Source organism: Prevotella sp. SGI.167 (assembly GCF_050313615.1).
In the GTDB taxonomy this organism is placed as follows: Bacteria; Bacteroidota; Bacteroidia; order Bacteroidales; family Bacteroidaceae; genus Prevotella.
In genome coordinates this window covers 46,045-58,599 of record NZ_JBNPLT010000006.1, presented here as the reverse complement: position 1 = coordinate 58,599, position 12,555 = coordinate 46,045, and the positions used below count along the sequence as shown (strand labels likewise).

Annotated in this window: 13 protein-coding genes; 6 read left to right on the top strand and 7 right to left on the bottom strand. The window is 41.8% G+C overall.

Going from position 1 to position 12,555, the window contains the following annotated elements; all coding sequences use genetic code 11:
• Position 1: 1 nt before the first annotated feature.
• On the bottom strand, positions 2-781 hold the full coding sequence (locus ACQRBJ_RS04820) for a DUF4974 domain-containing protein (protein WP_445302982.1): 780 nt from the start codon (positions 779-781) through the stop codon (positions 2-4).
• A 161-nt stretch (positions 782-942) separates the two neighbouring features.
• Complete coding sequence (locus ACQRBJ_RS04815; RefSeq protein WP_445302981.1) at positions 943-1,431, bottom strand: RNA polymerase sigma factor; 489 nt, start codon at positions 1,429-1,431, stop codon at positions 943-945.
• A gap of 168 nt (positions 1,432-1,599) precedes the next feature.
• Here ACQRBJ_RS04815 and ACQRBJ_RS04810 point away from each other — a divergent pair, with 168 nt between their 5' ends.
• From ACQRBJ_RS04810 to ACQRBJ_RS04795, 4 genes are all read left to right on the top strand, one after another.
• Entirely contained in the window at positions 1,600-1,857 is a 258-nt protein-coding gene (locus ACQRBJ_RS04810; RefSeq protein ID WP_294967729.1) for a DUF4160 domain-containing protein, read from the top strand.
• A 5-nt stretch (positions 1,858-1,862) separates the two neighbouring features.
• The gene (locus ACQRBJ_RS04805; protein ID WP_155814079.1) at positions 1,863-2,117 is read left to right on the top strand and encodes a DUF2442 domain-containing protein; all 255 of its coding nucleotides are present in this window, start codon (positions 1,863-1,865) and stop codon (positions 2,115-2,117) included.
• A gap of 512 nt (positions 2,118-2,629) precedes the next feature.
• Positions 2,630-2,926 (top strand): nucleotidyltransferase family protein, encoded by a 297-nt coding sequence (locus tag ACQRBJ_RS04800; protein ID WP_296974497.1) that lies wholly within the window; start codon positions 2,630-2,632, stop codon positions 2,924-2,926.
• Positions 2,910-3,257, top strand: a complete 348-nt coding sequence (locus ACQRBJ_RS04795; protein ID WP_006849313.1) for a HepT-like ribonuclease domain-containing protein — start codon at positions 2,910-2,912, stop codon at positions 3,255-3,257. Before ACQRBJ_RS04800 ends, ACQRBJ_RS04795 begins: the two co-directional genes overlap by 17 nt.
• 89 nt (positions 3,258-3,346) lie before the next feature.
• Here the strand turns inward: ACQRBJ_RS04795 and ACQRBJ_RS04790 are convergent, their stop codons facing one another.
• Entirely contained in the window at positions 3,347-4,909 is a 1,563-nt protein-coding gene (locus ACQRBJ_RS04790; RefSeq protein WP_445302980.1) for a hypothetical protein, read from the bottom strand.
• A 16-nt stretch (positions 4,910-4,925) separates the two neighbouring features.
• Positions 4,926-7,487, bottom strand: a complete 2,562-nt coding sequence (locus ACQRBJ_RS04785; RefSeq protein ID WP_445302979.1) for an outer membrane beta-barrel protein — start codon at positions 7,485-7,487, stop codon at positions 4,926-4,928.
• Between the two features lie 230 nt (positions 7,488-7,717).
• On the opposite strand from ACQRBJ_RS04785, the gene ACQRBJ_RS04780 reads away from it, so the two are divergent.
• Complete coding sequence (locus ACQRBJ_RS04780) at positions 7,718-8,011, top strand: nucleotidyltransferase family protein (protein ID WP_089544535.1); 294 nt, start codon at positions 7,718-7,720, stop codon at positions 8,009-8,011.
• The gene (locus ACQRBJ_RS04775; RefSeq protein ID WP_153125216.1) at positions 8,004-8,372 is read left to right on the top strand and encodes a HepT-like ribonuclease domain-containing protein; all 369 of its coding nucleotides are present in this window, start codon (positions 8,004-8,006) and stop codon (positions 8,370-8,372) included. Before ACQRBJ_RS04780 ends, ACQRBJ_RS04775 begins: the two co-directional genes overlap by 8 nt.
• 102 nt (positions 8,373-8,474) lie before the next feature.
• Here the strand turns inward: ACQRBJ_RS04775 and ACQRBJ_RS04770 are convergent, their stop codons facing one another.
• The 3 genes from ACQRBJ_RS04770 to ACQRBJ_RS04760 are packed head-to-tail and all read right to left on the bottom strand — an operon-like array spanning position 8,475 to position 12,258.
• Positions 8,475-11,057, bottom strand: coding sequence for a TonB-dependent receptor domain-containing protein (locus tag ACQRBJ_RS04770; RefSeq protein WP_445302978.1), 2,583 nt, complete (start codon positions 11,055-11,057; stop codon positions 8,475-8,477).
• 17 nt (positions 11,058-11,074) lie between these two features.
• Positions 11,075-11,761, bottom strand: a complete 687-nt coding sequence (locus ACQRBJ_RS04765; protein ID WP_445302977.1) for a DUF4974 domain-containing protein — start codon at positions 11,759-11,761, stop codon at positions 11,075-11,077.
• A gap of 17 nt (positions 11,762-11,778) precedes the next feature.
• Positions 11,779-12,258, bottom strand: a complete 480-nt coding sequence (locus ACQRBJ_RS04760) for a sigma-70 family RNA polymerase sigma factor (RefSeq protein ID WP_445302976.1) — start codon at positions 12,256-12,258, stop codon at positions 11,779-11,781.
• Between the last annotated feature and the right edge of the window lie 297 nt (positions 12,259-12,555).

Below are 12,555 nucleotides of genomic sequence, written 5' to 3'. Positions count from 1 at the left end.
CTTATTCCACGATTAAAGTTTGACCTTTATGACGAATATTCACTTTCTCGAAATGATTCAACAGTTCGATGATATCATCCAGACTCATGTTCTTCTCCAGTTGCAGGAAGAGACGGATATGGCGAGCCGACTCGTTCTGATAAGTTACCTGGAGATGAAAATGCCCGGCAATAGGAGTCAGGATATTCTGAAGCTCAGCGTTTTCGTAAACCAATGGGAGCTGGGCAAGACTTGCAGAATCTGCCTTTTCTTCTATGTTGGATTTCTGAGGAGCAGAAACCTGCTGGATAGAATCCTTTCGGGATGATACGAGTTCGGTATTGCTGTTATCTGATGGCTGATGAGAACGGGTTACCAGATGAATGGCAGCAAAGGTGATGCCGGAGACGACAAGGACGGCTGCAACGGCAGCCACCTTTCTCATCGGGCTCCAAAGAGGAAACAACTTGGCAGTTTGCTGGGTTTCTGCATTCTGATTCATCTCTTCTTTCTGCTGCTTTTCTTCTTTCTGCTGCTTTTCTTTCAGCTTCATCTCGTCTTTCAGCTTCTCCCATTCTGCATCAATCGAAGGCATCTTCATTTCTTCCTTCGACTTGGCGAAATCCAGAGATTGTCGGGTCTCTACCAACTGCTGATAGAATTCGTTCACTTCCTCATCGCCCAGAAGTTCATCCTTCTGGGTTTCGGAATACTTTTCGGGATGCTCCAGGAGATCGAGGAGCATATCCCATTTCTGAGAATCCATCTTCTGAGGATTTATGTCAGATAATTCATGTTTCATTTTCTTTTCCTTTCTTCATTTTAGGGTTATTGTATAAGCGGATTGCAAATCCGCAAAATAAAGAGGTCGAACCTTTTTTAACGACGGATTGCAAATCCGTCGGAACACCTGGCGGAAGACTTTCTTGCGGCAAAGACTATCTTGTCGGAACGACTGGCGGATTATTTTCCTTTCAACTTTTCTCTGAGCGTTCGCAAACCTTTCACGATATGCTTGTTCACTGCCGAGACACTGATGCCCAGCTTCTCCGCCGTATTCTTATACGACATTCCTTCCCGATAGCACAATCGGATGACGGAAGCTGTCTGGTCGGTCAGGTCATGGTCGATGCAATCCACGGCAGCCTGCCATCGCTCTTCCAGACGAGAAGGTTCTTCCTCCGTCAATTTCTCTTCCGAGAGAGGGAGAAGCCGTTTCAGTCTTTCATCTCTCTTCTTTCTGGCTATGAGATTGATGCAGGCATTCTTCACGCTCCGCATCAGGTAAGCCCGGTCTGGAACCAGCTGTTTATCCCACAATCTGGAGAACACATCACTCACCACATCCCTCGCCTCCTCATTATCATGGAGCAAGGCAAAGGCGAAGCGATACATCTGCTCGTAATGGTCGTGGAACAGCCGTTCCATCCGCTGTTCATTTTCTTCTGTCATCAAGTCATTTTCTTCTTGTTTCTACTCTTATATACAAGCTTTCCTGAAATCAATTACCCCTAAAATGAAGAAATCTTCTACTTTTTTTGGAAAAGCAATGCAAAAGTAATAAAAAGATTTGGAACATTCAATAGTTTTTTTTATCTTTGCCAAAAAATAATAAAGATTATGCCAGAACTAAGTCGTTTTTTCGGAATTATCATTGCCATGTTTGGAGATGATCACAATCCTCCACATTTTCATGTGAGATATGGAGACTACGAAGCCATTATTACCATACAAGATGGAATCGTAAAAGGAGAATTGCCTAAAAAGGTACTTAAAGACGTATTCAAGTGGATGGAGATTCATCAAAACGAACTTGAAATGAATTGGAAGCGATTACAGGAAGGCAAGGAAATAATAAAAATTGAACCTCTTAAATAAGTTGAATTATGGTTGACATTGATTTAATAAGAATCGTTGATGTTGATTACATTAAGGATTATACCATGGACTTAAAGTTCAGTAATGGCGAAACAAGACGCATTGACTTTCTCCCATTACTAAAAGGCAATAAGCGAGAAGAACTTAAAGACATGAATAAGTTTATTCAATTTGGACTTACCCATTGGACTTTGGAATGGTACAATGGAATTGATTTTGCCCCAGATTTCCTGTACAAACAAGGGAAAAAAGTGGCTTAATAAAAACATCGGTCAAGCAAAGAGCAAGCCAATATGGTTTTGCCTTCGCTTGACCGATTGTCATATATTCATTGTTTTAAGAGAGTTTCTTTCTGTAAAAAGCTACATGAAGCGATTATAATCTCATAAAGAATCCGTGTAATCTCTCCCGATGTCCTTGAAATTACATGGCAACGCAGGAATATCTGTGTCGTGATGTAGGAAAGATTACGTCGCCATGTGGTAAAGTCTACATCGGGACGTAATTTTTGGGGGTATCTATAAGGTTTCATATCAGATTCTTTTTTGATTTAACATCGAGCTTATACGCACACGAAAAAGTATTTTCATATACATCAGTTTTTCTTTTTTCTGTTACTTATTATCTATACAGTTGAGCCAAGCAAAAAACTAAGCAAAACATAGATTATTTTCGAAAAACCTATGCAAAGGTAATAAAAAAACTAGAAAAAGCTTGCCCTTTCGAATAAAAAGTGTACCTTTGCAGCAAGAAACAACATCATTATTATATTATGGGTAAACGAGCCATTATAGAAGCTTTACGCCATTATTTCAGCACCCAACCCGTACTGAAAGCCTGGCTGTTCGGTTCTTTCTCCAGAGGGGAAGAAACGAAGGATAGCGATGTCGATATTATGGTTTCTTTGGACAAGAGTAAACCTATAGGTTTAAAATTCTTCGGCATGTGGAGTGATTTGGAAGAACTCTTAGGTAGAAAAGTTGATTTGGTCTCAGAAGGAAACTTACTTCCTTTTGCACAGGAATCAGTAGAACGTGATAAAATCTTAGTATATGAGAGAACGAAGTAGAGATAAAAACCGCCTAGAGCACATGCTCCAGGCGATAGAAAGAATCTGCCGATATACAAAAGGTAAAAACTTTGAGGATTTTATCGCAGACGACATGATGTATTACGCAGTAGTCAAGAACATCGAAATTCTTGGAGAAGCATCGAATATGCTAACTGAAGAATTTCGGCAAGCGCATCCTAAGACTCCTTGGAAACAAGTGAACGGCATGAGGAACTATAGCGTTCATGAATATTTCCAAGTTGATAACAACGTTGTTTGGGATGTGATTACAAACGACCTTCCGATATTAGAGCAACAAATAAAGGAGTATCTAACTGAAGAAAAATAAAAACATCGGTCAAGCAAAGAGCAAAACAATAAGGTTGTGCCTTCGCTTGACCGATTGTCATATATTCATTGTTGTATTGAGAGGGAAATCTATTTAATCGGCTCTGCATGGATACAATAGTAACTCTTCAAGGGATTTTCCTTATTCTTTTTCAAGATTAAAGCAACTAAACATCCCTCATAATCAGAGTTCCATTGCACAGGCGTATAGCCCTTCCAATACATCACAAGGTCTGCATCGGATGGCAAAGCCTTGAAACGATTGCGGTACTTCTCTCTGTTCGAATCATCTACCACAACACCCTTACCGTACTGACCATAATACATATCCATCAGATCAACCAGCATCCTCTTTTGCTCAGACAGCACAGCCTCATGCTTCTTCATGCTTTCCGGATCCTCAGAATCCAACAGCATCCCTGATACAATGTATTTCAACTCAGAATATGGCTTTTCCGGAAAATCAGGAGAATAACGAGGAGAGACTATCCGGAACCGCTTGCTCTGGTCGAAGATGCAATACAAATCATAGTCTTCATTAGATGGATTCAGCAAATCAGAAGAACCGAAATCGTAACCCATGAAACCAGTATTATAGATATTGAGATAGATGCCGGAAGAATAAACCACACGTCCACCCTTATAGCCATCAGCAACAATCAATGTTCTATCTTCCTCCGTCATAGAAGTATTACGATTGATCTGAAAAAGATAAGTGCTAAGGTTGATTGACACAGCAGACCAATTGTATTCATTTTTGAGACTCACTACCCTATCTGGCATTCCCTTACAAGACCATACAATGGAATCATAATAATGATAATAAGGGTTATCTGATGAGTTATTGTTCAGATAATCTGCCAAATCCAAACTCAAAAGTCTGAATGACTGAAATTTACTATATCCATCACCCATTCCATGCGCATCCTTAGAATTGGCATATACACACCGAATATAATAACGGCAATCATCCGGTACTTTTTCAGTTTCATTTGGCTTGTCTTCTTCATCACTCTTATCAATAGTATAAGTATTCTGCACATCAATCAGTTCTAATGAAGATAAACGCTGATATACCACCAAGCCATAAACAGCTTTTTCCTGATTGTCAGCTACTGTCACCGAACCAATCTTCTCCATCACATACAGGTAAGCTTCATCTTCATGAAACTTCACATCCAGAATTTGCATATAATCATCTACCTTACCAGCCTTATTCGTTTTGATGACAATGCCCGTCGCATCATCATACGACCAATCCTGCTTCTTGAAACAGAATGTACGTGTATCCTCATCACGATAATAAGTCATCAACTGATTCTCAGATAAAAATTCATAGACCTTCGGACTATAATCCTTGATGCCTTCACGATAATCAGTTTTCGCAAGTTTACCGTTTTCCTTCATCTGATAGATGCCGACAGGTTGCCAGCCATAACTTACAAGCCAAGAATTCAGAACATTCCTTTCTATATCACAGACAGGAGCCTTTCCATCTAAGATGCAATACCCGTCCTGATTTAAAACAAAAGACTGGTTGAACAGTTCCTTGTCATTCCAAGGAAGGCTGTCCAACTTATCATCATCACTACTACAGCCAGTTAGCATACAGATGCCAACCACCATGAATATCATCCATAAACAACGCTTCATATACTTTCTGTTTTTTTTATAATCTGTTCTTTTCTGCATTACCAGCACCCGTACCCTTGTACTTGCTTCTACTAACATTAAACTTATAGCTGAATGAGCACATGAACATTCGGGTATCCGTATATTTTCTGGTATAGATATCGCTGGTACCATATACCAATCTTGTGGAATTGCGCATCGTCGCAAAGAGGTCATTGCCCGCCAAAATGACATTCAGGCGGTCGTGAAGAAAACTTCTACGCAAAGAGACGTCCACTCCTCCTTGTGCCATATAAAGCGGAAGCGCAGAATGGCCCTGCGTGTTCCAACTCATATCAAGATTAAGCGTCCAACCGCATGGTAACGAAAACGCATTATTGAAAGAGCCGATGAATATCGGTTTGCTGTATGCCTTACCACCAATGGTCAGGAACTGCTTTCTCATACCAGCGTCCAACGTAGGATGCCACCATTCTATCGTCGGCGATGCTGTCAGTCCCACGTAACAAACCTGAGTATGATTCAAATTACGAAAGGTGTACATACTGATTAACTCATTGTCATGATACGGTTCTATCACCTGATAGCAAGGATCTACAAGATAACGCCAGTTGGCAAAAAACTGGAACCATTTATATCCCAGATTAATCCCTATGCCATGTTCGAAGGTTGGCTTGAGCAATGGATTTCCACCCTGATAATAATAGCGACTATTATATAGCACGTTACTACTTAACTGACTATAGGAAGGACGACTCACCGTCACCTTATAAACCATATTCATTTTCACATTCCCGATAGGAAAGGTCAAGGACACATTCGGAAAGAAATGGTCGTACTTACGACTCTGATTGGGCACGAAATAATCCTTATTCTCCTCGCTCCAATAATCACCACCTGTATTATAGTAATTGGAAGAAACATGTTCGTATCTGAGGCCAGCATTCAGTTCTACCTTGTTCAGTCTCAATCCATAAGAAACAAAGGCTGCAAGATTACTTTCCTTCACCTGGTCGTCCGTCTTGCCTGGCAAGTCAGTTCCCTGTTCATCTATAGTATAAAGATTGGCACGGCAACTTTCGGTAAACTCATTACCAACCTTCAGAGTACCTTTCCATACCGGAAAGCTCAGTACCAGCTTAGATGCATGCATCCAACTATCAGCTGTGAAATCAGATTCTATCGTACGAGAATCTCCGCCCTCAATTCCTGTTTCTTCAGAATATTGAGTCTGTCCTGTTTTGCGAAGATATATTTCCCCATTCCATTCTATGCTCACCTTTCCTATCTGTCCGGCATAATAAGCCGTAATATCCTGCGTAGGTCGGCTTTTGAAACGACAATACATATCATTTGTATAGCTTTCTGTCTTGGAGCCATTCTTCCAGACATCCATCAGCGAATTCCATCCACCCCGACTATAAGGATTGATGTTCACCTCGTAAGTGGTACCCACGGAATGCCTATCATTGAAAACATAATTAAAACCAAGACTTCCACTGGTATAGTAACTCTTGTTTTTGATAATCAAATCTTCGTTGATATTCATGAGCGTCTTGCCGTAGAGTCTGTTATCATTATGCTGATCCTGATAGCCCTGAGACAAACCGCCATACAAATTGGAGAAGATATCCAATCCCCGATAGCGATAGTTCAAATCGAGTACTTCACGATGATTGTCCTGATGATTGCGCTGATAGACTTGCCGATAAGTCAATCCCAAACCTTCTCCCTTTTTTCTTGTCGTCTTGATTCTGATGACTGCCTGATAGGTTGCATCGTATTCAGCACCCGGCTCGGTTATCACCTCTACATGTTTGATGTCAGAAGAACTCAATCTATCGAGATCAATGGTTCCCTTGATTTTCTTGTTATCTATATAAATCAAAGGTTTACCTTTGCCCAAGACTTCTATATCACCGTTCTTCTGCATCACTCTCGGAAGATGTTTCAAAACATCTTCTGCCGAGCCCATTTTCTCCAAGGATGTACCTTCTACCTGAGCCACCAATCCTTCAGAAGTCATTCTGAAAGGCTGTCGATGTCCTTTCACTACAATTTTCTGCAGGTTCATTGTTGCCTCTTTCAGAGTTATTGTCCCTATCTTGCCTATATTAAAGGTATTGCTTGCCGTAATATAGCCCACGCAACTTACTCTTACTATCACCTTTCTCGCCTCGCAGGGAATCACGAACTGGCCGTTCTCATTCGTCACGCCGCCATTTATCAATGAAGAATCACGGACATTCAGCAGGGCTACATTGGCGAAATCTACAGGGCGTTTCTTATTGTCGATGATGCGGCCTATCATCTTAGTGGGAGTCTTCTGCGTACACTCCACTATGATATTATCCTCCACCTGCGTCATCCTGATGGGATAGAATCCTATCAGCTGCATGATGGCATCGGGAACGCTCTGGTTTCGGATGCTCTTGGTTACCCTGAAATCCTCCAGCTCATCATACACGAAGTTGATGGTATACTTATGCTGGCGGGCGTTCAAATCCTTCAACGCCGCAGAGAACGACACATTTTTATATTGTCGGGTGATGCGCTGGGCTAATATGGTTTGAAAAACAGCCACACAAGTACAAATCATAATCCTTTTTTTCATATACATCAGTCTTTCTATTTTCTGTTACTTATTATCTATACAGTTGAGCCAAGCAAAAAACTAAGCAAAACCTAGATTATTTTCGAAAAACCTATGCAAAGGTAATAAAAAGCACCATAAAACCAAGTATTTTGAACTATTATTGCAAGAAAAACCTGCAAAAACTTGGAACATAAAAAATAAAATCGTATATTTGTGGCAAAAATGGAAAGATAATGAAAACGACAAACGATTATATTACCATACTTCGCAAATACCTGAGCACCAAAGCAGATGCTTATGGCATTACAAAGATTGGAATCTTTGGATCTGTGGCTAGAAACGAACAGACCGAAGACAGCGATGTTGATGTTTGCGTAGAAATGAAAAAGCCAGACTTATTTACAATGGTTCACATCAAGGAAGAACTGCAAGAGCTCTTTGGTAAGCCTGTAGATATTGTCCGACTTCGCAATAACATGAATCCGATGCTTTTGAAGCAAATTAAAAGAGATGGAATCTATGCATGACGAAGAACTCTTATACTATTCACTCAAACGAATAGCTTCGACTATTGAAAGAATCATCAATAATTCTCAAGCGATTGATGATTCACAATATTATGTACTTTCTCCTGCTGGCATGGAACGCCTCGAAAGTACCTGTATGTTGCTCCTTGCAATAGGAGAAAGTATCAAAGGTATTGATAAAATGACTCAAAAGCAGCTTCTTCCTAACTACCCAGAAGTAGATTGGAAAGGAGCTATGGGAATCCGTGACATTATTGCTCATCACTACTTTGACATAGATGAATCTATTGTCTTTGATGTAGTCAAAAACAAACTCCCTGGAATGTTAGAAACAATCAATAAGATGATAGAAGAATTATAAAAAACATCGGTCAAGCAAAGAGCAAGCCAATATGGTTTTGCCTTCGCTTGACCGATTGTCATATATTCATTGTTTATTAAGAGAGTTTCTTCCTAACAAAAACTACAAGCGGCTCTTTTCTTCATTACCAGCACCCGTACCCTTATACTTACTGCGCTTGGCATTGAAATTATACGTAACCTGCAAGGAGATGTTGCGTGTGTAGTTGTAGCAGTCTTTCATGGTACCCGAACCCTGTCCATACATCGTCCAACGTTCCTTTGTAGTCTTGAAGATGTCATTTGCAGAAAGATAAATGATCCATGTGCGATTGGCAAACGACTTGTCGAACCGCAGATCGACGCTGTAATTACTCTTCCTCATAAGAAATCCATCTGCATTGGGTGTTGCTGCATTCAGGCTGATAGCTGCGTTCATGGTTTCTGAAAGAGCGAAATTATTGTTGAGCGAACAAGACAGCAAAGGTCTGCTTAATGCCTTGCTGGCACCATACTTCCTGGTATCGAAAAACTGCTGGTTATAATTGAATCCCCACGTAGGACGGAAGATGCCGAACTTTGGCGAAACATTGACAGAAGCATAAAGCAGCTGCTTATGGTCGAAATTCAACGACGTACTATAAGCAAATTCCTTTCCAGGATAGATATACTTGGTCCACTCTATCACATCCTTCAGATATTTATACCCTGTGGAAACATTCAGCCACTTATATGTCATCATTGCCTCAACATTGAACACCTTCTCCGGTTGCAAGGTAGGATTTCCGCCTTCATAAAGGAAACGGTTATCAAACTGCATGAAGTTGCCCAACTGTCGATAACTTGGACGACTTATTTTCTCGTTGACATTCAACTGCCAATTCCAGTTACCTTTGTTCCATGATATGCTGAGGTTAGGAAAGAAGTTGCTGTATCTTCTGCTCACATCATCCTGCTTGACTCCACTAGAGAAATAGTCGCGAATGATATTCTCGTAGCGCATACCCAAACCAATGGTCCACTTGCTGAGGGACAGTTCATATTGTGCAAAGCCAGCAACATTTCTTTCATGGATATCCGTCTCTGTAGATGGCACCAACTGCTCTTCGTTCAGGAACGTTCCATGAGAGTCGGTCTTCGACAGCTCTGTTCCTACAGACATATTTCCTTTCCACAGAGGAATATTCACAACCAACTTGCCTGCCCACATATCGCTATTCTGACGATTGCTTGAGTGTACCTCCTGATTGCCCAACTCCTTGCTGCTTTCAATACTCTCATCACTACGTCTGTCATTAACCGCATAGTATGTGGCATTGAAATCGATGCCTACCTGCCCTATCTTTCCCACATAATAGATGTCCGCCTGATGTGAACCGAGATGAGGTTTTATAACCCCATTCTGCTGAATGCTACCCTGTGCCACACCGTTCAGAAACACATCCTGTTGGCTAGCACTATTCGACCTGCCATTCAACATGCCATAGTAGCGATAAGAGCCACCGATGGAATTGCTATCATTAAACGAATAGTCGGCTGAGAGTTTTTCCGACAAGAAGCGGTGGTTGGTATCCGAATGAAGATGCTGGTCATTGTGATAATGCTTGTCAGGCAAATTTATATCTGTTTTCAGGTGATTATCCTCACCAATATGATAGTCATCCATCCATAAACTATTGGCTATCTCGAATTTCTTGGTCTGATACCGGGTGCTGATAAGCTCGTAATCCGCCATCCATTTGTTGTATTTACCCAAAGCATCCGCGCGTAAACTGAACCCATTGGCACGGCGCTCTTTGGTACGGATACGAATTACCGACTCCACCTCGGCATCATATTCTGAACCTGGACTTGTAATCACGGAAATCGACTTGATATTGTCGGGAGTGATGTTTACAATCTCATTATTGTCATTCACTCGCTTGTTGTTGATATAGACAATCGGTGTGCCTTTACCAAACACGGATATCTTTTGTCCATTCACAGAGACACGTGGCAACAGGTTCAGGACATCAAAAGTGTTTGCCATCTTAGAAAGCAAGGTATGCTCTACGGCAACCTCCACTCCTCCAGGCGACATTTTATACTGAGGTCTTTCACCCTTCACTACAACTCCCTTGATAATCATCGTTTCGGGCTGCAATTTGATGATTCCCATTTCCGGATTGCTGTATATACGTCTGATAGTCTTATAACCAACGTATGTGATACGGGCTAACACCTTCCGGGAATTACAAGGAATGACAAAACTTCCATTCTCATTGCTCACACCATGCCCTACGATTGTAGAATCAATGGGCGACAACAAGGTTATATTTGCATATTCGGCAGCATTGCCACTCTCATCTACAATACGTCCCTTATAACGAAGTGTTGTCTTCTGCATACACTCCACCATGATATTATCCTCCATCTGCGTCATCCTGATGGGATAGAATCCTATCAGCTGCATGATGGCATCGGGAACACTCTGGTTCCTGATGCTCTTGGTTACTCTGAAATCCTCCAGTTCATCATACACGAAGTTGATGGTGTACTTATGCTGGCGGGCGTTCAAATCCTTCAACGCCGCAGAGAACGACACATTATTATATTGTCGGGTGATGCGCTGGGCAAAAGACTGCTGAACTCCAAACAGCAGGAAGAGAAGAAGAAGCTCTCTGATAAGCTTGCCGCTAACGGGCATTGGTTTCCAAAAATCTCTCATAAATATATCCTCCTATCTTATTTCACCATCAATGTTCCGTCAATATACTCTATCTGTATGCGGTCGAAAGCATTCAAAATCTCCAGGTTCTGCTCCAAAGTCTTCGTCTTGTTCCAGTTGAAGAAGAGACGGATGTGCTGGGCACCGGCATCCACATACTCCACCTTGACATGATAGAAACCGGATAACTGAGCCAGGATGGTTCCCAATTCAGCATCATCAAACACCACGGGTTTCATATCAAGCGAATCCTTCTTCTCTGCTGTTGCAGCACGAAGACTGTCATTCGTCAGCGCCTGGGTTGTTGCCATCTGTTCTGTAGCAGCCTTGTTATCCGCTGTCTGATCAGAAGCCGGGAACCCCAACCAGCCATTGTGAATCGCAGCCAAGGCTACCCCCGAAAGGAAGATGATGCCGACGATGGATGCAGCAATCTTCATCCGGTTGCGATAAGCGCCCTTAGAGTTGCCGGCATCTATCTCCATCTTACCCTCGTGATGTGCCTGAACAAATTCCTTCCAAGCCCCATCCACATCCACCTCCTTCGGATTGGCTTTCTTGCCAGCCATTCTCGCCATCGCCAGTTCATGGAAGAACTCCTTCACTTCCTCATCGGCAAGCAGGCGCTCCACCTGCTCGTCGGTATATTTCTCGGGATGCTCCTGCATGTCAAAGAGCATCATCCGCTTTTCTTCTTTACTCATGTTTGTCATTGTCTTGCTCATTTAAATTGTTTCTTAATCCAGTCCATCGCCTTCGAGAGATGGTTGAATACCGTCACCTTGCTCACTCCCACTTCATCAGCCACCTCCTGATAAGATTTCTCCTGAAGATAGCGCAGACGGAAAATGAGTTGCCGGATAGGCGGTTCCAGGTCTTCGATGAGAAGCATCAGCCGGTCGAGCCATTCATCGGTCTCTTCTGAGAGAATCACGTCGGCATCATCCAGCAGCAGCTTCGCCACCCTTTCCTTCACGCTCTTATGAGCTATCAGGTTGAGACAGCGGTTGCGTACGCTCCGCATCAAGTAACCATCCTCACTCCCAGGCACCAGAACCACATCATCGGCAAGAATCTGGGCGAATACTTCACTCACCACATCCTTGCTCTCGTCATCATCCGAAAGAATGCATCTGGCCAGATTGTACATCTTCACATAATGCTGACGGAATAACTGTTCTATGTCCTTTTTTCTGTTCATATACTATCTATACAGTTGAGCCAAGCGAAAAACTAAGCAAAACATCAACTTTTTTGTTTTTTTCTTTAAATCCGAATCGAAATCACCAAGAATCTCCCCGGATTTGAATGCAAAAGTACACAATCTATCGGAGATAGAAGACAAATGGTAAGGATAAATCGATTTTCAATTGATTTATTTGTTCATTCCAACATTTTTTAGTACTTTTGCCCACCAAATTACGAACAAGTAAATAAGATTGGTATAAAAATAGGTATTACCAAAGTAAAGAATAGATTAGATAAAGGAGAATAAGAT

Coding starts and splice junctions, on each gene's coding strand:
- ACQRBJ_RS04760 (WP_445302976.1), bottom strand. CDS start 12,258: ATGAACAGAAAAAAGGACATAGAACAGTTATTCCGTCAGCATTATGTG.
- ACQRBJ_RS04785 (WP_445302979.1), bottom strand. CDS start 7,487: ATGATTTGTACTTGTGTGGCTGTTTTTCAAACCATATTAGCCCAGCGC.
- ACQRBJ_RS04795 (WP_006849313.1), top strand. CDS start 2,910: ATGAGAGAACGAAGTAGAGATAAAAACCGCCTAGAGCACATGCTCCAG.
- ACQRBJ_RS04770 (WP_445302978.1), bottom strand. CDS start 11,057: ATGAGAGATTTTTGGAAACCAATGCCCGTTAGCGGCAAGCTTATCAGA.
- ACQRBJ_RS04790 (WP_445302980.1), bottom strand. CDS start 4,909: ATGAAGCGTTGTTTATGGATGATATTCATGGTGGTTGGCATCTGTATG.
- ACQRBJ_RS04820 (WP_445302982.1), bottom strand. CDS start 781: ATGAAACATGAATTATCTGACATAAATCCTCAGAAGATGGATTCTCAG.
- ACQRBJ_RS04765 (WP_445302977.1), bottom strand. CDS start 11,761: ATGAGTAAAGAAGAAAAGCGGATGATGCTCTTTGACATGCAGGAGCAT.
- ACQRBJ_RS04775 (WP_153125216.1), top strand. CDS start 8,004: ATGCATGACGAAGAACTCTTATACTATTCACTCAAACGAATAGCTTCG.
- ACQRBJ_RS04780 (WP_089544535.1), top strand. CDS start 7,718: ATGAAAACGACAAACGATTATATTACCATACTTCGCAAATACCTGAGC.
- ACQRBJ_RS04810 (WP_294967729.1), top strand. CDS start 1,600: ATGCCAGAACTAAGTCGTTTTTTCGGAATTATCATTGCCATGTTTGGA.
- ACQRBJ_RS04800 (WP_296974497.1), top strand. CDS start 2,630: ATGGGTAAACGAGCCATTATAGAAGCTTTACGCCATTATTTCAGCACC.
- ACQRBJ_RS04815 (WP_445302981.1), bottom strand. CDS start 1,431: ATGACAGAAGAAAATGAACAGCGGATGGAACGGCTGTTCCACGACCAT.